The sequence below is a fragment of the Neobacillus sp. NPDC058068 genome (assembly GCF_042885335.1).
In the GTDB taxonomy this organism is placed as follows: Bacteria; Bacillota; Bacilli; order Bacillales; family Cytobacillaceae; genus Neobacillus.
Window position 1 is genome coordinate 394981 of sequence record NZ_JBHVSI010000001.1, and the last position, 22127, is coordinate 417107.

A 22127-nucleotide genomic window follows, 5' to 3' on the forward strand; every position below is an offset into this window, starting at 1 on the left:
TGGCTGCATACTCATACCAAGATAGGAAAAAATTGATTCGAACGGTCCTTTCCATTATCCTATAATAGTACAGAAATGACTTTTTGAATCATCTAGGGAGTGAGAATTCATTGCAAACAAAATCTGCTTTACCGATTTTATTTGTGGTTATGTTTTTAGTTATGGTTGGTTTCGGAATTATTATTCCAGTATTACCTTTTTACGCCGAGGAAATTGGGGCAAATCCCACTGAACTCGGATTGTTAATGGCGGTTTATTCACTGATGCAACTCATTTTTGCACCAATGTGGGGTCAGGTTTCCGACCGCATCGGACGGAAGCCGGTGATGATGATCGGGATATTCGGTCTCGGTTTATCTTTCCTCATCCAAGCTCTTTCAACTGAATTATGGATGTTATTTGCAGCCAGAATTCTGGGCGGTATTCTTTCATCTGCCAATATGCCAACCGCAATGGCCTATGTTGCTGACATCACAACGGAAGAAAATCGCGGCAAAGGCATGGGGATTGTCGGCGCTGCCACTGGTTTAGGCTTTGTGTTCGGACCGGCGATTGGCGGTATTTTTTCGAAATTTAGCTTAAGTATGCCTTTTTATCTTGCAAGTGGGTCTTCCTTTATCACCTTGATCCTGGTATTTATTCTGTTAAAGGAATCAAAACAAAAAAAGGGTCCTATCTCAAAGGAAAAAACATCCATCTGGAAGGTATTCAATGGAGCTGTGTCCGTGCTGTTTTTCGTCCAGCTATTAATTTCGTTATCTCTCTCAGGTTTAGAGGCAACGTTTGCCTATTTTGCCGCTAAGAAAGCAGGATTAGACGCAATCCAGCTTGGATACATCTTCATGATAATGGGTTTTGGTAGTGCATTAGTTCAAGGTGGTTTGGTCGGCAGATTAACCAAAAAATATGGGGAAAGCAGAGTCATTCAAGGCGGTATGATTGTATCTGCCCTTGGCTTCGGTTCAATCTTGCTTGTACATAGTTTTACAACAGCTGCGATATATTTAACTCTTTTTGGGCTCGGCAATGGAGTCATCCGTCCAAGCGTCTCTTCCCTGCTTACAAAGACGTCCAAGGCAGGACATGGAAGCTCAACCGGACTATTGTCATCCTTTGATTCTTTAGGACGTATTATTGGTCCGCCGCTCGGAGGCTGGCTATTTTCAATGGCTGCGGGTCTCCCCTATATTTCAGGAGCCATTATCACAATCGTTGCCTTTCTGCTATTCGTCGTCTTTCGCCCTCAGCTGCATACGGCAAAAGCACCAAATATACAAAATTAAATATTGAGGCATATGGCATCATCGGACATGCATAAAATGAATACAGGATGATTATATAAAAGGAGCCCTGTATATCATGAAAATAAAAACCTTTACTTGTGTTGCTTGCCTATTGGTGACCTTAGTGTTTGCTGCCTATCTTGATTCACCTTACTCATTTTTTAATAAAAACTATGCCTATTCATCCGTTCAGCCTGCCATAGCCCAACCTGTTGAAGTGGAGCCATCGAGTGATATTCCAGAATTGGAAGAAAAACTAGAGAAACTTGAAAGAGTAGATGGCTATATTGTAGAAACATACGAGGAATATGAAGTATATAAGGACAAAGATGGAAATGTTATAAAAAGTGAACCGACAGGAAAAACAGATAGCATAAGATATTGGGATTATAGCAAAAAGACCGCTGACGAATAAACGGTTAGCGGTCTTTTTTATTCATTAAACTTCATTTACTTTTAAGTTGTTCATCGTTGACCTCGTGCTTTTATACTTATATGGGTATTATTTATCTTAAAAAAATTTATTCTACGTTACCTTCCCAGTCAAGCATTCCACCAGCCATATTGATTACATTAAAACCATAGCTTTCAAGAAATTGTGCTGCACGACCGCTTCTACCTCCTGAACGGCAAACCATAAGATACTCTTTTGATTTATCTAATTCATGCATGCGAAACTCAACTAATCCTAAAGGGATATTCATCGCACCTGGGATTTTTCCGGTCCTTACTTCGTCCACTTCACGAACATCAATGATATTTAATTTTTTTCCTTCATTTAATAATTTCGCAACTTCTTTTGCCGTCATTTGTCTCATCGTTTTCTCCTCCTTATACACTCTTATATAAATAGGTTAACATTCCCGTCTTGTGCGTCTGCCAAATAAGCAGCCACTCCTGCATATTCAATATTATCTAAAAGTTCTTCTTGTTTTAGTCCTAATAAATCCATTGTCATCGTGCATGCTACTAGCTTTACATCCTGTTCTTGAGCCATTTCGATCAATTGCGGTAAAGGCATCGCATTATGTTTTTTCATAATGTCTTTGATCATTTTCGGACCGAAGCCGGCAAAATTCATTTTGGAAAGTCCCATTTTATCGGCGCCTCTAGGCATCATTTTTCCAAACATCTTTTCCATGAATCCTTTTTTCACTGGAATATTTTCTTCTTTACGCAGGGCATTTAATCCCCAGAATGTGTGAAAAATAGTTACTTCATGATCATATGCAGCAGCACCATTCGCTATAATATATGCCGCCATCGCTTTATCGTAATCTCCACTAAATAATACAATTGTTGTCTTTTTCTTCTCTGTCATGTATGAACCTCCTGGATGATAAATATCATTACATATACCCGTACAGGTATAATTCATTTTAAAAAAATATTTTTTTAAAAATTTTACCATTACCCCTACGGGTATAATAGTACTAAAAATAAAAAAGGGTGTCAATCCTTTTTTAGCCGATAGGAAATTAAAAATTTCCTATCAGGCATAAGTGCAACTACGCCTCTGACTTCGCCTAAAGGCTTGCCAATCGGCGAGTTCTCTTTATCGACTCTTTACTAGAAGGTTTACTGCTTCTTTAACCATTTCTTCTGTACTTTCACCATTTTCATTGGCATTTCTAACACACTCCACTAAATTAGAGCTAACAATTACACCAATAGTACGGTCAATGGCAGTTCTTGATGCAGATAACTGGGTGATAACTTCCTTACAGTCCTTATTTTCTTCCATCATTCTTAAAATTCCTCTTAACTGTCCTTCAATACGCTTTACTCTATTTTTAATTTGATCATTATAATCCATGTGGTACCTCCTTCATTAAAAGGAACAATATTGCCAAGTTATACATTATACCCTTAAGGGTATGTTGTCAACTGTAACTTTTCTAACCGTTACCTGGCTTGTAGTAATAAGGATTATTTTTATGATCTATAATTTCATTATTATCGATAAAAACTTTTCGATTTTCTAAGAAAGTAGCTAACGTAATTGATTCTAATTTTTCCCCGGCTTTTTCCACCTCATTAAGTAACCAGCTTCGGTCTAGTTGAAGATATTTTAAATTATAATCAAGAATTTGCCCATCCATGATCAATGGAATAGGTATATATTCTTTCTTTACAATTATGTTTAAATCATTAGGTTGGATTGGCCGGTAATTTGACTTGGGGATCACACTAATACTCCCTGTATCTTCCATTACCGCCATCTCAATATTTTGGCTATCCGTGTACCCTTTAACTCTTAATTGTGATAATAGCTCATTAATAGTCATTCTGACCTTTTTCAGCCCTTTTCTATCAATATCACCGTTTCGAATCAATACTGTCGGACTATCATAAAGAATCCATCTTAATTTATTATATAAAGATATACGTACAAAAATTTTATACAAAATGACTATGATTGCAGCATACATTAAAGATTTTCCTATATGATTGACTTCCACAGGTGTACTGATGATATTGGTAAGTACGTAGATATACAATAAGTCAAATGCATGCATTTCCGATACTGCCTTTTTTCCAGTCACCCGTAAAAACAAATAGCCCATAATAAAAACAATGAAAGCACGGTAAAATATTTCCAATCATCCATCTCCCCTAAAATTCTTCAGCTTAACGATCCGAAGATTTGAACGTAAGTTATCGTTAGTATTCTATGGTTCATATATTTCTATACGAGAGGAATTAACGACCACCATATTTTTAAAAATATTGAATTATTCACTGAGGACGTTGCGTATATTTAATTAATCATGATAGTAAATAGGAAAGGGTGATTTAAGTGGCGATAATAGGAAAGGATGATTTTGTAAATGGATTTGTGCCCCACCATAATCATGGGTCAGTTGATTATACAGGAGTAAGTTCAAATCATGTTCATCAATGCTTGGATATTACATCACCACCGATTCAAACCCAAGATGGAGGTCATATCCATTATACTGAAGGATATGTTTTGTTTGAGGATGGTCATACCCACCATTATCAAGCATACTCCGGACCGGCGATCCCAGTTGGAAATGGAATGCATGTACATTACTATGATTTCCATACCACAGTAGAAGCTGGACATAGTCATCATGTTAAAGGGGTTGACCACCCAGCACCAGGTACGAAGTAACCAAATAAACACAGTAGTAGCGAAATATCCACCAACTACTAGATACCGATTATGTATGGTTTTAAGAAAAAGAAGGTGCGAGTAATCGCACCTTCTTTTTCTTAAAACCAATATTCGCAGTTACTCTGGGAAGCCCAACATATTATTTATCTTTTACGCGGAGAAGTCGTAATCCATTCAATGTGACAATAAGCGTGGCACCCATATCCGCAAAAATCGCAATCCAAAGCGTTAACCATCCTGGAATAACTAGTAAAAGCGCCAATAGTTTAATGCCAAGTGAGAAGGTGATATTTTGTTTGATAATGAATAAAGCTTTTCTGCTTAGTTTTAACGTGAATGGAAGTTTACCTAGGTCATCGGCCATTAAAGCAATATCTGCTGTTTCTAACGCTGTGTCTGTTCCTGCTCCGCCCATAGCAATTCCGACAGTCGATGCGGCTAAAGCTGGTGCATCATTCACACCGTCTCCGACCATTGCAACATGGTCGTATTTTTTTCTTAGATTTTTAATGAACGTTAATTTATCTTGAGGTAACAGATCTGATTGTATATCAGATACCCCTACTTGCTTTCCAATTGCATTGGCAGTCCCTGAATTATCACCCGTAAGCATGATTGTTTTTTGAATCCCTAGCGAGTGAAGTTTTTGGATAACAGACTTACTGTTTCCCCTCACTTCATCAGCAACTGCTAGTAATCCCAGTATTTCCGTTGCCGTGCCTGCCACCATAACGGTTTTCCCTTGATTTTGCATTTCAGCAATATTCCCTTTTAGTTTCGACGAAATTCCATTTGGTAAAATTTCATCGAATAAATGAGGACTGCCGACATAGTACATTTTATCGTTGACTCTTCCCTTGATTCCTTTGCCAGTAATGGAAGAGAAGTCAGCTATTTTAATGTCTTTGTAAGGTACGTTTTCCTGCTTTGCTTTTTTGATTATCGCCGAAGCCAAAGGATGCTGTGAACTATTTTCTAAAGCAGCTATGATGGCTAGCAGTTCATTCGAATTTTTATTGGTTTGGGGAAGATAATCCGTTACAACTGGAATTCCTTCCGTCAAAGTTCCTGTTTTATCAAAGGCAATCGCTTTAATTGCACCCATTTCCTCTAAATGGATTCCGCCCTTAATTAAAACCCCATTTCGTGCAGCATTACCAATAGCAGTCACAATCGAAACAGGAGTCGAAATGACAAGTGCGCAAGGACAGCCAACCACCAATACAGCCAGCCCTTGATAAATCCATTTACTCCAATCCGCATCAAATAATAACGGGGGAAGCACTGCCACTAACAGGGAAATGAACATAATAACGGGTGTATAATACTTCGCAAAGCGATCGACAAATGCTTGAGATGGAGCCCTTTCAGCTTGAGCTTCTTCAACAAGATGAATGATTTTGGCAATCGTGGTATCGTCCACATGTTTGGTGACTTTCACTTCAAGAAGTCCTTCATCATTTAAGGTTCCAGCAAAAACCTCATCATCAACCGTTTTCGAAACAGGGACAGATTCACCCGTGATCGCTGCCTGATTAACTGCGGATACTCCTTTTACTACCATACCGTCCATGGCGATCTTCTGTCCTGGTTTGACGATTAAGATGTCTCCAATTTGAATATCGTTCACTTCTACCGTAATTTCTTTGTTGTTCCTTCGAATTAAGGCTTCTTTTGGAGCAATATCCATTAACGAGCGAATTGATTGCCGAGCTTTATCCATCGAATAGGACTCGAGAACCTCACTTATGGCAAACAAAATGACAACTGTTGCTCCTTCTCCCCACTCGCCGATGATTGCTGCTCCAATAACGGCGATGGTCATCAGGGTTCTCATATCAAATTCTAAACGGAATAAATTTTTCAGTCCGGTGATAAAAAGGCGATAGCCGCCTACTAAAATAGCCGCTCCATACGCAAAAATCGCAAATAAACTCTCTTCTCCGTTCATTTGTCCGGCAAACCAGCCAATAAGCAAGAAAACAAATGAGACTATGACTGTTGAATATTTTTTCAAGAAAGGTTCTTTTTTCTCATCAAATCGTTGTTTTTCAGGAATGACTTTGATATTTTCAAAAGCTCCTGCTTTCTCTAATTCCGCAATGGTTGTTTCACCATAAACCGTAAGCTTGGAAGCACCGAAATTTACACTTGCATTAGAAACACCATCCAGGTGTTTTACGTTCGTTTCGAACTTTGTCGCACAGCCAGCTCAGGTGAATCCCTGCACCCGATAGACGGTTTTATCATTTGCTTGTTCTAAAGCGTTACTCATGAGTGGCCACCTCCTTTTGATGCTCAAAAGCGATTTGAATTAGTTGTTTAACATGGTCATCGTCAAGAGCGTAGAAAACCAATTTGCCTTCTTTTCGATATTTCGCTAACCCTAAATTTCGCAGCAGTCGCAAATGATGGGAAGCTGTAGCTGTCGTACTGCCTACGATATTAGCTACATCACAGACACATAATTCATCTTCTACGCTTAAGGCGTAAGCGATTTTAATTCTAGTGTCATCGGATAACGCTTTAAATATTTGTGAAACAGCCATTGTATTTTGCTGGGAAACAGATTCCTTCACCCGCTTCACTTTTTCCTCATCAACGCAGGTTATTTCACATATATCATCATGTTTCATCACGTTCACCACCCATTATTCAAATATCCGTTTGATTATTAGTATATGTTCAATTGTTAGAATGGTCAAATATTTATTTAAATATGAAAAAGCGGTAATTCCTTATGGGAGTTACCGCTTTTTATATTAGGTTTCAATACTGATGCCAGTTTTCCAGAAGCGATTTTACTTAATAATTTGCTCCAATTTTTGAATTTGAATCATAAAATGGTACAATATTTTATGCAAGATTACCAATGATTGCTAAATACTTAACTAGGAGTGAAGAAGATGGCTGTCGATATTTATTTAAATTTCAATGGAAATTGTCGCGAAGCAGCAGAGTTTTATGCAGAGGTTTTTGGTACCGAAAAACCAAATATTATGACTTTTGGCGATTCTCCACAAAATCCAGATTACCCACTGCCAGAAGAAGCAAAGAATTTAGTGATGCACACAAGGCTCAACATTGATGGAAGTAATGTGATGTTTTCTGATGTATTTCCGGGAATGCCTTTTGTAGCAGGTAATAACATAAGCCTAGCAGTGGTCAATAAAGATAAGGATAAAATTACCACTTATTTTAATAAATTAAAAGATGGCGGAACTGTTGTCATGGAGCTTCAAGAAACATTTTGGAGCAAGTGCTATGGTCAAGTAAAAGATAAGTTTGGCATAGAATGGCAATTCAATTTTGATAATGGAGAAATGGTGATGTAATTTTTCCCTAAACAAAAAAAGAGGGTGAGGAAACTCTCAAAACAGAAAGTTTCTCACCCTTTTTGGCCTATTGTTAAGCACAAGATTCTTGCTTCAATAATTTCGCAATCTCTAACGACTTAATATGATAGCCATCAACTTCAAGAATCTTAAACTCGTAATCCTCGTACATGATTTTATCACCTTCGGCTACTTCCATTTTTTCCGAGAGGATCCAGCCGCCGATTGTATCGATATCTGAATCGTCGATGTCTAATCCTAACAAATCATTGATTTCATCAATTAGGACTTTTCCATCAACTATTGTTTTATTTGGACTGATTTTATTTATATCTGGGACTTCATCCGCATCAAATTCATCCCGAATCTCGCCGACTATCTCTTCCAAGATATCTTCGACCGTTACTAACCCTGCGGTTCCGCCATACTCATCAATTAAAATAGCCATATGAACACGGTCTTTTTGCATTTTGACTAATAAATCGTGGATAGGAATGGTTTCAATGACTTGGATGACGGGTCGGATATATTCCATTATAGAAGTTTCAACATTTTTCCCTTTAATATACTCTGTAAAAACTGCTTTCATATTGACCATGCCGATGATGTTATCTTTTTCACCATCGATGACTGGATATCTCGTATAATTTTCTTCTATAACGATTTTCAAACATTCGTCTAACGATTGTGAGATATCAAAAGCGACAATTTCCGTTCTTGGCACCATAATTTCCTTGGCATTCCGATCATCGAATTCAAATATATTATTCACATATTTATATTCAGATTGATTAATCTCACCGCTTTTAAAGCTTTCCGAAATAATGATTTGAAGCTCCTCTTCCGAGTGTGCCGTTTCGTGTTCGGAAGCGGGCTTCAATCCAAATAGACCTGTAATCATCCGGGCAGAGCCATTTAATGCTTTAATAAAAGGATACATCATTTTATAAAATAGCATCATCGGTCTAGCGAAAATTAACGTAATCGTTTCAGCTCTTTGAATGGCAAATGTTTTTGGTGCCAGCTCGCCTACTACGACGTGAATGAAGGTTACCGAAGCAAACGCCAGGATAAAGGATGTTATGCTTGAAACCGATTCTGGCATGTTTATTTTAACCAAGAGCGGATGCAGGATATGCTCCACTGTCGGTTCACCCAGCCAGCCTAGACCTAATGCTGTTACGGTAATCCCTAATTGACAAGCAGATAAATATTCATCAAGATTTGTTACAATCGTTTTTGCCACAGCCGCATTCTTGCTGCCTTCTGCAACTAGCTGATCAATTCGCGTGCTGCGAATTTTAACAATAGCAAATTCGTATGATACGAAAAACGCTGTAAAAGCAATTAAGATTGCTATCATTAACAAATTAAAAATAATCAATAGTCTCCTTACTTAAAAATTTCAAGTAAGGAATACACCTCCTGTTTTTTCCCAAGTTAGTTCGTTATTATCGAGTAAAGATTTTAGCATTTAAAAAGTAAATATAATGTTTGTGCCAATGTAACTCCTTGCGACGATAATTTGCTTACCAGTTGTTCTTTTTGTTGCTTGTTTAATTTTTGTAGAATAGGTTGCATCGCCTTTAATTCTTCTTTTAAATGCTCCATAATCAGCGCAATTTGTTCAAAATGTTGCTCGACCTTCTGTTTGTCGATACTATTATCTGAGTGAATCATTTCAATAGAAGACTTGATTTCCTCAAGCGGCATCTTAAGATTCTTGTAATGCTCCACCAGCTCCAAAATCTGAATCGTCTCATGACCATACAATCGATAATTAGAATCCGTTCTAATAGGGTTAAGTAAGCCCATTTGGGTGTAATAATCAATTGTCCTTTTAGAGATATTCATTAACTTTGCTATTTCACCAATTCTATACAACTTCCCAATGGACTCCCCCCTTTTCTATTTTTCTATTAAAATACTATAACACAACTCTAACCGTACAGTCAACGTGTCGGTTTTTTATGTAAGTTAGATAAGCTGCATTTATGATAAACTGAATTTATCCTGAAACGGTTGGAGGATTACAAGATGGAAAAAACTGATATACACTTATGGCTAGAGAATCAAAAACTCCCTTTGCTGGAAAAGCTCCTATCACTGGAGGAAGTATTTTGGATCAATCCAAAACTTGAAAAATTCCTGAATGGAATCGAAAAATCTTCGCTTTCCGATACGAATGTGAGTGAGGCTGAGGAAAGATTAAAACGGTTTGCCCCCTATATTGCGAAGGTTTTTCCGGAAACAAGCGTTTCAAAGGGCATAATAGAATCTCCCTTGCTAAAGATTCCGACGATGAAAGAAAAATTGGAGCACGATTTCGGGGAGCCTTTATTGGGAGAGCTCCTGTTAAAATGTGATAGTCATCTCCCTATTTCGGGGTCGATTAAAGCAAGAGGCGGCATTTATGAAATCCTAAAGTATGCAGAAGAACTGGCCTTGGAAAACCAATTGTTATCCATTCATGATGATTATTCAGTTTTAGCCAGCGAAAAGTTCCACACCTTCTTTTCTCACTATTCAATTGCCGTTGGTTCCACTGGAAATTTGGGCTTAAGTATCGGCATCATCAGTGCGAAGTTAGGGTTTAAGGTAACCGTCCATATGTCCGCTGATGCAAAACAATGGAAAAAGGACTTGCTTCGGAGTAGAAATGTCGAAGTGATCGAGTATGACACAGATTATAGTAAAGCGGTTGAGGAGGGCAGAATCCAAGCTGAAGCAGACCCTAGATGTTATTTCGTGGATGATGAAAATTCTCGTGATTTATTTTTAGGGTATGCAGTGGCGGCTTTACGATTGAAAAGTCAATTAGAAGAATTAGCGATTACTGTTGATGAAAATCATCCATTATTCGTTTACCTTCCTTGTGGTGTCGGCGGCGGCCCTGGGGGCGTAGCATTTGGGTTGAAATTAATGTTTAAGGACCACGTCCACTGCTTTTTTGCCGAGCCAACCCACTCACCGTGTATGTTACTCGGCTTAATGACGGGTCTTCATGAGCAAATTTCGGTCCAAGATATTGGCATTGATAATATTACCGAGGCAGATGGCCTTGCTGTCGGAAGACCATCTGGATTTGTCGGCAGAACCATGGAACCTTTTTTAAGCGGAAATTACACGGTCAGCGATGACCGTTTGTATAAACTGTTAAAGGACCTAGTTGATACGGAGGATATTCATTTAGAACCTTCTGCACTGGCGGGTATGATTGGACCGGTTAAATTATCTAAAGAGGGTGCCGATTATGTACAAAAATGTGATTTAGTGAACAAAGTGGGTAATGGTACACATATTGTCTGGGCAACGGGCGGGAGTATGGTTCCGAAAGCAATGATGGATCAATATTATCAAAAGGGAATGGTGAACCGACGGTAATGATTTTGAATCCTGCTGCTATTCTTTACTTTTCCAATATTTATAAAAATAAGAAAAGGACTCATCACTTGATGAATCCTGTGTAATATATGACTCCCTAAAAAGATTTACTTTTATTACTATTTGGGACCTTTCTTACCTTTCGGACCAGGTTTTCCCTTGCTTCCTCTTGAGCCTCGGCTGCCCCTGCTTCCACGTGAGCCTCTGCTTCCTCTTGATCTGCGGCTGCCTCTGCTTCCACGTGGGCCTCGCCTTCTCCTTGATCTGCGGCTGCCTCTGCTTCCTCTTGAGCCTCGGCTCCCTCTTGATCCACGGCTTCCTCTTGATCCACGGCTTCCTCTTGACCCGCGGCTTCCTCTACTTCCACCTGAGCCTCGGCTCCCTCTTGACCCGCGGCTTCCTCTGCTTCCACGTGAGCCTCTGCTTCCTCTTGACCCACGGCTTCCTCTGCTTCCTCCACGTGAGCCTCTGCTTCCTCTTGACCCGCGGCTGCCTCTGCTTCCATGTGAGCCTCGGCTCCCTCTTGACCCGCGGCTTCCTCTGCTTTCTCCACGTGAGCCTCTGCTTCCTCTTGACCCGCGGCTTCCTCTGCTTCCACGTGAGCCACGGCTACCTCTTGACCCGCGGCTTCCTCTGCTTTCTCCACGTGAGCCTCTGCTTCCTCTTGACCCGCGGCTGCCTCTGCTTCCACGTGAGCCACGGCTTCCTCTTGATCCGCGGCTACCCCTGCTTCCGCGTGAGCCACGGCTTCCTCTTGATCCGCGGCTACCCCTGCTTCCGCGTGAGCCACGGCTGCCTCTGCTTCCTCCACGTGAGCCACGACTTCCACGTGAGCCACGGCTGCCTCTGCTTCCACGTGAGCCACGGCTACCTCTTGATCCGCGGCTGCCCCTGCTTCCGCGTGAGCCACGGCTACCTCTTGATCCGCGGCTACCCCTGCTTCCGCGTGAGCCACGGCTACCTCTGCTTCCTCCACGTGAGCCACGACTTCCACGTGAGCCACGGCTACCTCTTGATCCGCGGCTGCCCCTGCTTCCGCGTGAGCCTCGTCTTCCTCTGGACCCGCGGCTACCTCTTCTTCCGCGTGATCCACGACTTCCTTTTGATCCACGACTTCCTTTTGATCCACGGCTGCCTCTGCTTCCACTTGAGCCACGACTTCCTTTTGATCCACGGCTGCCTCTGCTTCCACTTGAGCCACGACTTCCTCTGGACCCGTGGCTGCCCCTGCTTCCGCGTGAGCCGCGACTTCCAGCACTGCCCTTTGAACCATGGCTCCCCCTTGATCCTTTGCTGCCTCTCTTACCTTTTTTCTCTTTCCTGCCCTTTTTTCCTAGTTTGAACTCAACTGGATTATTATCTAAAAAATCGACCACACCATTTTCTTGTGCTTGTGATAGCAATTCTTCCATGACGATCCTCATTGCCATTTTCCACCACTTTCCCAAAGTTTTATGCTCATTGATAATCTATGGGAATAAAGTGGAATTGGATATAGACATACATTTATTTTTTTTTTTGAATTTAACAGCAAAAACCTAGATACGGAACCATTAATAATTAGCGAGCATACAATTCTAAAAAATATGTATAATTAGGAGTAAATAAATTGCAAAAATATGAAATTTTTATTAATCCTAAGCAGCTAAACCAACTGGATAAAGACATTTGGATGGATAAACATGTACCTGCTGTACTTAAAATAGGCAGCCGTCAATACACAATTGGACTATCTTACCGAGGGAATGTAATCAGAAAGAAGAAAAAGAAATCGTATAATATCGTTTTTCAAAAACCCTTTACAGTAAATGGTGCACATGAAATCCACCTAAATGCAGAATTCAATGACGTAACACTCTGCAGGAATAAACTCTCACTCGATTTCTTTGACAATATTGGTGTTTCCGCTCCCCATTCAAAACATATCCTTCTATATATAAATGGATTTTGCAAAGGGATTTACCTAGAGCTTGAATCCTTCGATCAATATCTTTTAGAAAAAAGAAAATTGCCGTTAGGACCAATCATTTACGCCACCAATTATCATGCAAATTTTTCCTTATTAACACCAGAAAAAGAACTGAAAAAAAGCTTGGATGACGGTTACACACTAAAATATGGTGAAAAAAAAGACCTTGCAAATTTAGAAAACCTTATCGCCATGACAAACTCCTTAAGCAATGAGGAATTTGAAAAGCAAATACCTATGATTCTTGATGTCAAACAATATTTAACATGGCTGGCAGGCGTTGTATGTACGCAAAATTTTGATGGCTTTATCCATAATTATGCCCTTTACCAAAATAGTGAAACCGGCGTTTTCGAGATTACACCATGGGACTATGATGGAACCTGGGGCCGCGACCTTCACGGACTGCCGCTTGACCATGATTTTGTACCAATTACAGGCTATAACACCTTGACAGGCAGATTGCTGTTTTTTCCACATTTTAAAAAGAACTATTCCGATATTTTGTCCTCGATTTTAGCTAACGAATTTACAGTTGAAACGCAAACCGAAATGATTGATGCGCTTTTTCAAACGATTATTCCGTACCTTCACCTTGATCCTTTTGTTAAAGCAAGCCCAGAAATATTAAATCAGGAGAAGGAATTTATCATTCATTTCATCCAAAAAAGAAATGCTTATCTCAAACAACAAATGATTAAACTCCAATAACGAAAGAAGTATATGGTTAAATATCATATACTTTTTTTTGCCTATTTTTTACCCATTCTTTGAAAAAAAGGCGGCTTTATTAGTACAACATCACCCCGTGACACATATAGATGCAGTGTAAATGTTTATTTAAATAAAAGGAGGAAACTATGGGTTATGAATAAAGAAGTAATGAACCTTCATGTTGGCAAAACAATCAGGGTGGATCGGGGAGGCCCAGAATCCAGGCAAGGAAAATTACTGGCCGTTTTTGATGATTATTTCGTCCTTCTAACTGAAAAGGATGGGGTTGTATATTACAAAACAAATCATATCAAAAGTGTTACCGAAAGTTCGAAGGATTTAATGAATTTAGGTTTAAACATTCCAAAAAACTTCGATTATAAAACCGGAGATAATTTCCATAAATTGTTAGAAAGTATAAAATATCAATGGGTAAGAATTAACCGCGGAGGCACGGAAGCCCTTGAAGGCGTCCTTAATGATGTAAATAAAGATTTTGCTTCTTTAATTGTGAAGGAAGAAGTCGTCCGTTTTTCGATGAGGCACATTCGAAACATCAGCTATGGTTTGATGGTAGAGAAACAAAAAAATGACTCTGATGACAGTGATAATGATCAAAATTCTGAAGGTAACAACGAGTAACCAAAATGTCGCTTCTCCACTAGAGAAGCGACCCATTATCTCTTAAGGAGGGTAAATACATGGGGTTAGATAAATTTTCAACTGCATTGGATTTATTAAAGGGCTTCAATGTAAATCTTTATGTAGGTGAAGACGTATTTAAAGGAAAACTAATTGGTGTGGAAACAGACCATGTCGTGTTAGAAACCGAAAATAAATACATTTTCTATTATAACATTGATAAAATCCAAGCAATCACAAAAAACACGAGACTGTTCCAGACAGAGGAAACCACTGCAGAATTTCAAAAGACACAGAGCTTAACAGAACTTCTCCATTCATTTCAACATTCCTGGGTAAGCATTTTAAGTGTTAATAAACAAAGGTTTAGCGGCGTATTAAGTGACATTGATTCCGATTTTGCCACATTAATTAATGGTGAAGAGCGAATCCTAATCAAATTATCGCATGTCTCCAACATTTTAAAAGGATTTGTTAAAGAGGAGAAACCCGCCAAGCTGCAGGCACCAAAGAAAAGTGCACAAAAAAATAACGAAGCAAATGAACAAGGAACCGCTTCCTCCGAAAAGTCAGAGAATAAAAATGATACAAAATCAACGTCAACAATAAAAGAAGCGAGCAATTCTTCGGAAAAGAGGCAAAAGGCTTCGACTCACAAAGAACAGCCTGAAAGACAGGAAACAGCTGCTCTAATTGCTGAAATTAATGAGATTGTCGAACTAAACAATTCAATGGTTTGGTCACAACCGATCAAAACGGAAACTCCTGTAATCGAAACAAAGGTTGAAGTCTCTGCCTTTAACAGTACTATTAAACAGAAGTCTGAAGAAGTAAGTACTCCAACTACCATTGAATTGAGTCGAACAGAGGAAAAGTTTGAAGCTCCAAAGATGAGCAAACCGAAACTGAACGAGCAGCCAAAGGAAATGAAACCTGTAAAGGAAACCTCACCAATTAAATCGGGAACGACAACGGCATCACTTTTACCGGAAATAAAAAAGGAAGTAAAACCTGCAAAAGTTCAAGAAACCGCAAATGTTCCTAAACCGGTTATTTCAGAAAAAGCGGTACCTAATAAAACTGAAAATAAAACAAAAGAGGCAAGTCCAAATAAAAGGGATACTAAAACAGAAGTAATAAGTGCAAATAAAAAGAATACTAAGGCAGAAGTGACAAGTCCAAATAAAAGGGATACTAGAACAGACCTGACAGTTGCAATTAAAAAGGATACTAGAACAGAAGTTACAGGTGCAATTAAAAAGGATACTAGAATAGAAGTTACAGGTGCAAATAAAAAGGATACTAGAACAGAAGTGACAAGTCCAAATAAAAGGGATCCTTGGACAGACGTGACAAGTGCAAATAAAAAGGATCCTTGGACAGAGGTGACAAGTGCAAATAAAAAGGATAATAGGATAGAAGGGGTACAAAAACAGCAAGAATCGAAGAGTTTCCGTTTTGCCGGTGAACCCGTTTCCCGTGAAAATAGCAGGGCTGCTTTCCCATTTGCAGGCTGGCCAAACAGAAGCAAAAGAACATTTAGATTTTAGATATAATCACTTTAAGAAATGATAAAAAAATTTCAGTTCCCTTCAATCTTACTTCCCGCCTTATGGCAGCATCCCAAAGAATTCTTACAAATATGAGCTGGGCAGGTGTCAGCATTCTTATATCGTAAATGAACTTGGTTCCTAAAGCCCATCTCTATTTGTAAATTGGTAAAACCCAGGAAAGGATGTGAGTTAATGAATTTGAAAAATATTAGAGGAAGATATATTAAAGTAGAGATTTCAGGAAAGAAATTAATCAGCGGGTTATTAGTGGACATTGGCAGTGATTTATGGGTAATTTTCAATGGGTATGATTATCTTTATATTCCAATTGTTCATATACAAAACTGGCAATTTTTAAAGAAAGATGAAATTGATGAGATTAATTTCAACGACGAACCAACACCGATTTATAATCATAATGAAGAAATATCATTACGGAAAACCCTTACCTCCGCAAAGGGGATTTTTACAGAAATCTATGTCACAAGTAACCAAGCACTGCATGGTTATATTATTAGCATCATGAACAATTACTTTGTCTTTTACTCCCCTATATACAAGACCATGTTTATCTCGCTGAACCATCTTAAATGGTTAATCCCGTACACCAATAATCAACGGCCTTACGGTTTAAGCAACGCAAGTCTGCCTGTTAACCCGAGCAGCATATCATTTGCCCGATCCTTTGAAGTGCAAATTGAAAAGTTAGTGGGAGAATTAATTGTCTTTAATATTGGCGAAAACGAGAATGTGATTGGCAAAATTCAAGGAATCAAGAATAACTTTGTGGAATTAATTAGTGCGAAAGAGGATCCAGTTTATTTAAATCTACAACATATTAAAACCGTTCATATGACGTAATTGGCAATGTTCTATGGCTGATTAGTAAACAAGCTTTTTTTATAATACTCTATAAGAGTGTCTAATCGACACTCTTTTTATGAGCATATTTAGTAAACTATTTATCTTCCACATAAACGGTCTCTGATTTTCTGCTAACACGGAATGACAGTAGTTCAAAGGTAATTCCATATAGGAAGGTAACAAGGAACATGGATCCAATCATATCTAACATCACATGCTGCTTAACGAAAAGAGTCGAGATAATAATTAATGTACCTAAAATATGGATTGTTAAGTTGTTTAGTACATGTTTATTTTTAATGTTTAGTGAAGCAAGCATGATGGCGAATGTCGTAAGTACATGGATACTCGGGAAACAATTAACTGGGCGATCGTTCGCGTAAATCCATTGAACAAGGTGAATAACTAAATTGTTACCTTCCACTGTCGGCCTTGGTACTGTTGTCTGAAAAAAGAAGTAAATCACAAAACAAATCAGCTCGGCAATCACAATCAAGATCAATGTTTTAATGTATATTTTGGTATCCTTAAAACAAAAATAAACTAAATAACAAAACAAATAAGCATACCAAAGGATATAAGGAATGATAAAGACTGATATAAAAGGAATGGCTTTATCGACTGTGGAGGTAAGATCCACAGCATCATTTGCTCGGGTGTTTAATAGTTCATAGATTTTCCCTAGAAGCGGCATCACGAGCAAAAATAATAAGTAGGGAGCCTTTTTTATTAGTAATTTCAAATATGCCCCTCCCCTTCTCGAATACCCTCAAAATTAACAGTTTAATAGAAAAAAATGTCGAACCTTTAATATAATATCATAAATAAGTTAAAAATCCATATATTTTCCAAGATTTCTCTATATTTTATGTTGTTAATTTACAGTCCCTTACATACCATCATTCAAGACGAAATTTAGACATCTTTCAAGAACAAATTGGGTTATTTCTCCAATATTCTACTCAACTGTTCAACAAAGGTGCATACATCCTATTTGGAGTGTCTCGTTTGGTTGTTACATTTGGGTGTCAGGCACCGCTCGTGGACATTTGTCCGCCCCCAGTGGACAGTCAGTCGAAATAAGAAGAGAAACCAAGGTGATAATTTTGGTTTCTCTTCTTATTAGAGTCTTTTATGCCCCTGTTTGTTGTTTTCTTGTGAATTGGTGGTATCTTGTGCCCTGGAAGACAAGTTCGCCGACGTCCCCTTCTGCCAATTGGCCAAACTCTCTTCCGCCTATGTTGAATTCCATTCGGTCACCGCTCTCCACTTGAAACGTTACATAGTACCACGTACTGGCATGGGAGTCATGTCCACCACCACTTACTGAAGTCCTCTTCGAGACCACTACCGCATCAACGTTTAAGCGTGGTTGATGATTATTATTGCTCCATTCTTTAATCCCTCTGAAAATAGCAAAAAGTATGAACCCAACCACCAAAATAAAAAAAATCGGGAAAATGGTTTGCATAACAGAAAACATATCAAATCCTTGGTCAAAATCCATCATGTAACCCCCTTTGATCACTTATGAAAAATAAGTTCGAATATATATAAGGCTAATCATTCTAATCGGTTTAAGCTAAATTAAAAAAAACCTTCAAGAATGACTCTAATTTCCATGATTTCACTTTCCATTTAAGGATGTTCATCATAATTCAAATATACCGATAGAAATTCTATTCGACAAGAAATATTTATAATAAAATAACATTAATGGAAGCGTATAAAAGTACAAAGACCGAAAATATGCTATGCTTAAATCACATGATAATAGTGAAAACTTAAAGTGGGTGAACTGAATGGAACGAATCATCTTATTTGATGGTGTGTGCAATCTTTGTAACAGCAGCGTGCAATTTATTTTAAAACGTGACCCTAATGGGACGTTTAAGTTTGCCTCCCTCCAAGGTGAAGCGGGACAATCGCTGCTTAAAAAGTATGGCCTAAATACAAACATCAACAGTTTTGTTCTATTAGAAAATGGGGAAATTCACCTTAAATCAACCGCAGCACTAAGAATCTGCAGAAAATTAACCGGGGCTTGGAGATTGCTTGCAGTCTTCCTCATCATCCCCCGTTCCATCAGAGATTTGTTTTACGGTATAATCGCCAAAAACAGGTATCGGTGGTTTGGAAAAAAAGACAGTTGCATGCTCCCTAAACCTGAATGGAAAAGTAGATTTTTAGATTAAAGGAGATAGGCTTATGATGGATAAAAAAATTATTTTAGCAGCTGGAACTGGATTCTTAGGGAACTCATTAGCCCGCTTTCTCGTCAATAAGGGCTATCAAGTTACCATTCTAACAAGGGGTAATTCAAAAGTTGAGGGTGAAATGAAGTACGTCCAATGGGATGGAATTCATTTAGGGGAATGGGCAAAAGAAATTGATGGCTGTTTTGCACTCGTAAATTTTACCGGAAAAAGCGTAAATTGTATTTATACAAAGGCGAATCGCGAAGAAATTATCTCCTCCCGACTCGATTCAGTTAAAGTTTTACGAGAAGCAATTAATGAATGTACAACGCCGCCGCATGTATTTGTCCAAGCAGGCTCTTTAGCTATTTTTGGTGATACGACAGCAGTTTGTGACGAAACGGCGCCGCACGGGACAGGGTTCTCTGTAGAAGTTTGCCAGCAATGGGAGGAAGAATTTTTCAAGGAATCCCTGCCTGCTACACGTCAAGTTCTGTTAAGAATTGGTTTTGCCTTAGGGCGTGATGGCGGTGCACTTGAGCCGTTAACAAAATTGGCTAAACTCAACCTCGGCGGGACAGTCGGGTCCGGCAAACAATATATCAGCTGGCTCCATATCGATGATTTAAATGAAATGTTCCTGCAGGCAATCGAAAACGATACATATGAAGGCGTTTATAACGCAACTGGCCCGAATCCTGTTACCAATAAAGAATTTATGGCTGCCTTAAGAAAAGTGCTAAATAAAGGGTGGACACCCCCTGCCCCGACGCCACTTGTTTGGCTAGGTGCCTATCTTTTCATGAAAACAGAACCAAGCTTAGCGTTAACCGGCAGGAATTGCCTGCCAAAGAAATTGCAACATCATGGATTTACCTTTAAATATCATAATTTAGAAACAGCCTTAAAAGACTTAATTTAAGTGACGACTGGTACGGTGCCTGACACCCCTAAAACAATCAAATATTTATTTCCATTTGGCATACATTTTATTAAGACTGTTTTTTCAGCAGGAGGTTCCAAATGGAGATTGTTGTTAGGCAGGGCGATTCTTTATCGCACTACAGCCAGTTGTTTAAGATTAATTTGCAATTGATTAATGATTCCAATCAGATTATTCAGCCAAACAGCCTTTCGGTTGGTCAACGAATTCAAATTCCGGGCTTCGTCGCCCAAGAATATCAAATTCGCTATGGGGACTCTTTAACAAGCATTGCCCAAAGTCGGAATCTCCCTCTTGAAGTCGTTTACCTAGTTAATCCAGGAATAAACCCGAAAAATCTTAAGGAAACTCAAGTTATAAAAGTTCCACTGCGAATTACGTGGAGATTAGTGAACGGCAGGCAGTCATATGATTACGAAAAATTGATGAAGGATATCGAGAGATTACACGAGATATACCCGTTTCTACAAATTCCTTCAATTGGAAATACCGTTCTTGGAAAAAACATTCCGGAAATTCTCATTGGTAACGGTAGAAAAAGAATTCATTATAACGGTTCCTTTCATGCCAATGAATGGATTACCACACCAGTCATCATGACCTTTTTAAATGATTATTTATTATCGTTGACAAATCAAAATAACATTCGCGGTTTATCAACATTTCCTTTCTACGAACAAACCACCCTATCAATTGTCCCTATGGTGAACCCTGACGGCGTTGATCTCGTTTTGCACGGACCACCTGCAAATGAAAACTTGAAGAAAAGAGTATTGTGTTTAAATAAAGGCAAGACTGACTTCTCGGGGTGGAAAGCAAATATGAGCGGTGTAGATTTAAATGATCAATTTCCGGCAAAATGGGAGGAAGAGAAGGCAAGAAATCCTAATCAGCCTGGACCACGAGATTATGGAGGAGAAAAACCCTTATCAGAGCCAGAAGCAATCGCAATGGCCGGGCTGACCAAAAAGCGGGAATTTGCCCGCGTACTAGCCTTTCATACGCAATGTGAAGAGATTTATTGGGGGTTTGACAATCTCGAACCGCCACAGTCCGAGGACATTGTGAAAGAATTTAGCCGGGTCAGCGGTTATGTGCCTGTCAAAACGATTGAAAGCTACGCTGGTTACAAAGACTGGTTTATTCAGGATTGGCGGCGGCCCGGTTTCACGGTTGAACTTGGACATGGCATAAATCCCCTTCCAATATCGCAGTTCGATGAAATTTACCAGAAATCACTCGGAATTTTCTTGGCGGGGCTTTATATGTAAACAGGGGGTCGAAAAAATTCACCGACCTCCTTTTTCCTATTCTTTTTTTTATGCTTTGTTAAGTAGTATTGTAGTTTTTCAGGTATAAATTATGGGAACGTCCGATTTGGACGTTCCCGTTCTTATTCCATTAAAGGGCCTATAATGGAATAACTGTAAAGCTATTGAAGCTTTTTTATAAGCTGCGTTTCCCTGCCCAAGCTCCTTGCATTTTACTAAGGAATACAATTTGCCCAATATGATATGCGTCGTGCATTGCTAAACTTTTCAGTTCAAGCACTAATGAATTATCTTCTCCTGGGATCTGTCTATACAAATCTTCATGTTCTGATTTTGCTAGTATTTTTTCAAGTTCACGATGAACATAAAAGTATTCTTGTTTTGTTTCCTTCCAATTTTCTAACGTCTCAGTTGGTAATCGAAATGTAGATTCATTATTTTCTGCCTGTGGTTCATTCGCTGTTTCACCAAGAAATCGCATCAGAAATCTCTTTTCATAGAAAAGTAAATGACAAACTAATTCCCAAATTGAATTCATTGCCCCATCAGCTGGTTTCCAAATTGCCTGTTCAAAAGTAATATCCTCTAGCACTTTTTCAAGTGGTGGAAACCAGTCTTCTTCATCTAAGCAGCTTGCCTATTGTTATAACAAAAGTGTCTTTACATCCATTTTCTATTCCCTCCAATTTAATCCCTTTAACGGAACAATGAATGTTCAGTTATTCAGAAAATTCAGATATCCTTAGTTTATCATAAGTTGTGTTAACTGAGAAAGAACAACTGTCTAAAACCATTTCGGTTATCGTAAAGTTATCTTTTATATGTTTGA

At 38.9% G+C, this 22127-nt stretch carries 24 protein-coding genes; 12 read left to right on the top strand and 12 right to left on the bottom strand.

The annotated features are described in order from the left end of the window. Nucleotides 1-110: 110 nt before the first annotated feature. Both ACFVSW_RS01830 and ACFVSW_RS01835 read left to right on the top strand, forming a co-directional pair. Nucleotides 111-1283 carry an MFS transporter gene (locus tag ACFVSW_RS01830; RefSeq protein ID WP_387311503.1) on the top strand — a complete coding sequence of 391 codons (1173 nt, stop codon included), beginning with the start codon at nucleotides 111-113 and terminating at the stop codon, nucleotides 1281-1283. A gap of 76 nt (nucleotides 1284-1359) precedes the next feature. Then, the gene (locus ACFVSW_RS01835; protein ID WP_387311505.1) at nucleotides 1360-1698 is read left to right on the top strand and encodes a hypothetical protein; all 339 of its coding nucleotides are present in this window, start codon (nucleotides 1360-1362) and stop codon (nucleotides 1696-1698) included. A gap of 106 nt (nucleotides 1699-1804) precedes the next feature. Here the strand turns inward: ACFVSW_RS01835 and ACFVSW_RS01840 are convergent, their stop codons facing one another. The 4 genes from ACFVSW_RS01840 to ACFVSW_RS01855 form a co-directional block, all read right to left on the bottom strand. Next, entirely contained in the window at nucleotides 1805-2101 is a 297-nt protein-coding gene (locus ACFVSW_RS01840) for a rhodanese-like domain-containing protein (RefSeq protein ID WP_387311506.1), read from the bottom strand. Between the two features lie 23 nt (nucleotides 2102-2124). Further along, a complete protein-coding gene (locus ACFVSW_RS01845) occupies nucleotides 2125-2604 on the bottom strand; it encodes a DsrE/DsrF/DrsH-like family protein (RefSeq protein WP_387311508.1) in 480 nt (159 codons plus the stop codon). Nucleotides 2605-2838: 234 nt separating this feature from the next. Further along, nucleotides 2839-3099: a metal-sensitive transcriptional regulator gene (locus ACFVSW_RS01850; protein WP_387311510.1), complete on the bottom strand. Its 261-nt coding sequence runs from the start codon at nucleotides 3097-3099 to the stop codon at nucleotides 2839-2841. Nucleotides 3100-3181: 82 nt separating this feature from the next. Beyond that, complete coding sequence (locus ACFVSW_RS01855; protein ID WP_387311511.1) at nucleotides 3182-3886, bottom strand: DUF421 domain-containing protein; 705 nt, start codon at nucleotides 3884-3886, stop codon at nucleotides 3182-3184. A gap of 197 nt (nucleotides 3887-4083) precedes the next feature. Here ACFVSW_RS01855 and ACFVSW_RS01860 point away from each other — a divergent pair, with 197 nt between their 5' ends. Further along, entirely contained in the window at nucleotides 4084-4422 is a 339-nt protein-coding gene (locus ACFVSW_RS01860; RefSeq protein ID WP_387311513.1) for a YmaF family protein, read from the top strand. Between the two features lie 142 nt (nucleotides 4423-4564). Here ACFVSW_RS01860 and ACFVSW_RS01865 read toward each other — a convergent pair whose 3' ends face one another. Both ACFVSW_RS01865 and ACFVSW_RS01870 read right to left on the bottom strand, forming a co-directional pair. Next, a complete protein-coding gene (locus ACFVSW_RS01865; protein WP_387311515.1) occupies nucleotides 4565-6700 on the bottom strand; it encodes a heavy metal translocating P-type ATPase in 2136 nt (711 codons plus the stop codon). Continuing rightward, on the bottom strand, nucleotides 6693-7061 hold the full coding sequence (locus ACFVSW_RS01870; RefSeq protein WP_387311517.1) for an ArsR/SmtB family transcription factor: 369 nt from the start codon (nucleotides 7059-7061) through the stop codon (nucleotides 6693-6695). The genes ACFVSW_RS01865 and ACFVSW_RS01870 overlap by 8 nt, the downstream gene beginning before the upstream one ends. A gap of 270 nt (nucleotides 7062-7331) precedes the next feature. Here ACFVSW_RS01870 and ACFVSW_RS01875 point away from each other — a divergent pair, with 270 nt between their 5' ends. Further along, nucleotides 7332-7760, top strand: a complete 429-nt coding sequence (locus ACFVSW_RS01875) for a VOC family protein (RefSeq protein WP_387311519.1) — start codon at nucleotides 7332-7334, stop codon at nucleotides 7758-7760. 73 nt (nucleotides 7761-7833) lie between these two features. Here the strand turns inward: ACFVSW_RS01875 and ACFVSW_RS01880 are convergent, their stop codons facing one another. Continuing rightward, the gene (locus tag ACFVSW_RS01880; RefSeq protein WP_387311521.1) at nucleotides 7834-9144 is read right to left on the bottom strand and encodes a hemolysin family protein; all 1311 of its coding nucleotides are present in this window, start codon (nucleotides 9142-9144) and stop codon (nucleotides 7834-7836) included. 83 nt (nucleotides 9145-9227) lie between these two features. Then, nucleotides 9228-9644 (bottom strand): MerR family transcriptional regulator, encoded by a 417-nt coding sequence (locus ACFVSW_RS01885; RefSeq protein ID WP_387311523.1) that lies wholly within the window; start codon nucleotides 9642-9644, stop codon nucleotides 9228-9230. Nucleotides 9645-9797: 153 nt separating this feature from the next. Here ACFVSW_RS01885 and ACFVSW_RS01890 point away from each other — a divergent pair, with 153 nt between their 5' ends. Further along, entirely contained in the window at nucleotides 9798-11144 is a 1347-nt protein-coding gene (locus tag ACFVSW_RS01890) for a D-serine ammonia-lyase (protein WP_387311525.1), read from the top strand. Between the two features lie 97 nt (nucleotides 11145-11241). Here ACFVSW_RS01890 and ACFVSW_RS01895 read toward each other — a convergent pair whose 3' ends face one another. Beyond that, entirely contained in the window at nucleotides 11242-12417 is a 1176-nt protein-coding gene (locus ACFVSW_RS01895) for a hypothetical protein (protein ID WP_387311527.1), read from the bottom strand. Between the two features lie 336 nt (nucleotides 12418-12753). On the opposite strand from ACFVSW_RS01895, the gene ACFVSW_RS01900 reads away from it, so the two are divergent. The 4 genes from ACFVSW_RS01900 to ACFVSW_RS01915 all read left to right on the top strand — a co-directional run bounded on the left by ACFVSW_RS01900 (nucleotide 12754) and on the right by ACFVSW_RS01915 (nucleotide 16883). Further along, nucleotides 12754-13824, top strand: a complete 1071-nt coding sequence (locus ACFVSW_RS01900) for a CotH kinase family protein (protein ID WP_387311529.1) — start codon at nucleotides 12754-12756, stop codon at nucleotides 13822-13824. 156 nt (nucleotides 13825-13980) lie between these two features. Then, a complete protein-coding gene (locus ACFVSW_RS01905) occupies nucleotides 13981-14469 on the top strand; it encodes a hypothetical protein (RefSeq protein ID WP_387311531.1) in 489 nt (162 codons plus the stop codon). Between the two features lie 59 nt (nucleotides 14470-14528). Then, on the top strand, nucleotides 14529-16019 hold the full coding sequence (locus tag ACFVSW_RS01910; protein ID WP_387311533.1) for a hypothetical protein: 1491 nt from the start codon (nucleotides 14529-14531) through the stop codon (nucleotides 16017-16019). 195 nt (nucleotides 16020-16214) lie between these two features. Then, nucleotides 16215-16883, top strand: coding sequence for a DUF2642 domain-containing protein (locus ACFVSW_RS01915; protein WP_387311535.1), 669 nt, complete (start codon nucleotides 16215-16217; stop codon nucleotides 16881-16883). A 97-nt stretch (nucleotides 16884-16980) separates the two neighbouring features. Here the strand turns inward: ACFVSW_RS01915 and ACFVSW_RS01920 are convergent, their stop codons facing one another. After that, nucleotides 16981-17628: a phosphatase PAP2 family protein gene (locus ACFVSW_RS01920; RefSeq protein WP_387311537.1), complete on the bottom strand. Its 648-nt coding sequence runs from the start codon at nucleotides 17626-17628 to the stop codon at nucleotides 16981-16983. Between the two features lie 390 nt (nucleotides 17629-18018). Further along, nucleotides 18019-18393, bottom strand: coding sequence for a DUF2500 domain-containing protein (locus tag ACFVSW_RS01925; protein WP_387311539.1), 375 nt, complete (start codon nucleotides 18391-18393; stop codon nucleotides 18019-18021). A gap of 295 nt (nucleotides 18394-18688) precedes the next feature. Here ACFVSW_RS01925 and ACFVSW_RS01930 point away from each other — a divergent pair, with 295 nt between their 5' ends. The 3 genes from ACFVSW_RS01930 to ACFVSW_RS01940 all read left to right on the top strand — a co-directional run bounded on the left by ACFVSW_RS01930 (nucleotide 18689) and on the right by ACFVSW_RS01940 (nucleotide 21298). Next, nucleotides 18689-19081: a thiol-disulfide oxidoreductase DCC family protein gene (locus ACFVSW_RS01930; RefSeq protein WP_387311541.1), complete on the top strand. Its 393-nt coding sequence runs from the start codon at nucleotides 18689-18691 to the stop codon at nucleotides 19079-19081. A gap of 13 nt (nucleotides 19082-19094) precedes the next feature. Further along, the gene (locus ACFVSW_RS01935) at nucleotides 19095-20006 is read left to right on the top strand and encodes a TIGR01777 family oxidoreductase (RefSeq protein WP_387311543.1); all 912 of its coding nucleotides are present in this window, start codon (nucleotides 19095-19097) and stop codon (nucleotides 20004-20006) included. A 101-nt stretch (nucleotides 20007-20107) separates the two neighbouring features. Continuing rightward, entirely contained in the window at nucleotides 20108-21298 is a 1191-nt protein-coding gene (locus ACFVSW_RS01940; protein WP_387311545.1) for a M14 family metallopeptidase, read from the top strand. Between the two features lie 175 nt (nucleotides 21299-21473). Here the strand turns inward: ACFVSW_RS01940 and ACFVSW_RS01945 are convergent, their stop codons facing one another. Continuing rightward, nucleotides 21474-21890, bottom strand: a complete 417-nt coding sequence (locus ACFVSW_RS01945; RefSeq protein WP_387311547.1) for a DinB family protein — start codon at nucleotides 21888-21890, stop codon at nucleotides 21474-21476. Nucleotides 21891-22127 lie beyond the last annotated feature (237 nt).

What these genes read in the sequence shown, in the direction of transcription:
- ACFVSW_RS01835 (WP_387311505.1), top strand. Translation starts at nt 1,360, where the DNA reads ATGAAAATAAAAACCTTTACTTGTGTTGCTTGCCTATTGGTGACCTTA.
- ACFVSW_RS01840 (WP_387311506.1), bottom strand. Translation starts at nt 2,101, where the DNA reads ATGAGACAAATGACGGCAAAAGAAGTTGCGAAATTATTAAATGAAGGA.
- ACFVSW_RS01845 (WP_387311508.1), bottom strand. Translation starts at nt 2,604, where the DNA reads ATGACAGAGAAGAAAAAGACAACAATTGTATTATTTAGTGGAGATTAC.
- ACFVSW_RS01850 (WP_387311510.1), bottom strand. Translation starts at nt 3,099, where the DNA reads ATGGATTATAATGATCAAATTAAAAATAGAGTAAAGCGTATTGAAGGA.
- ACFVSW_RS01870 (WP_387311517.1), bottom strand. Translation starts at nt 7,061, where the DNA reads ATGAAACATGATGATATATGTGAAATAACCTGCGTTGATGAGGAAAAA.
- ACFVSW_RS01875 (WP_387311519.1), top strand. Translation starts at nt 7,332, where the DNA reads ATGGCTGTCGATATTTATTTAAATTTCAATGGAAATTGTCGCGAAGCA.
- ACFVSW_RS01890 (WP_387311525.1), top strand. Translation starts at nt 9,798, where the DNA reads ATGGAAAAAACTGATATACACTTATGGCTAGAGAATCAAAAACTCCCT.
- ACFVSW_RS01895 (WP_387311527.1), bottom strand. Translation starts at nt 12,417, where the DNA reads ATGGTTCAAAGGGCAGTGCTGGAAGTCGCGGCTCACGCGGAAGCAGGG.
- ACFVSW_RS01905 (WP_387311531.1), top strand. Translation starts at nt 13,981, where the DNA reads ATGAATAAAGAAGTAATGAACCTTCATGTTGGCAAAACAATCAGGGTG.
- ACFVSW_RS01910 (WP_387311533.1), top strand. Translation starts at nt 14,529, where the DNA reads ATGGGGTTAGATAAATTTTCAACTGCATTGGATTTATTAAAGGGCTTC.
- ACFVSW_RS01915 (WP_387311535.1), top strand. Translation starts at nt 16,215, where the DNA reads ATGAATTTGAAAAATATTAGAGGAAGATATATTAAAGTAGAGATTTCA.
- ACFVSW_RS01925 (WP_387311539.1), bottom strand. Translation starts at nt 18,393, where the DNA reads ATGGATTTTGACCAAGGATTTGATATGTTTTCTGTTATGCAAACCATT.
- ACFVSW_RS01930 (WP_387311541.1), top strand. Translation starts at nt 18,689, where the DNA reads ATGGAACGAATCATCTTATTTGATGGTGTGTGCAATCTTTGTAACAGC.
- ACFVSW_RS01935 (WP_387311543.1), top strand. Translation starts at nt 19,095, where the DNA reads ATGATGGATAAAAAAATTATTTTAGCAGCTGGAACTGGATTCTTAGGG.
- ACFVSW_RS01940 (WP_387311545.1), top strand. Translation starts at nt 20,108, where the DNA reads ATGGAGATTGTTGTTAGGCAGGGCGATTCTTTATCGCACTACAGCCAG.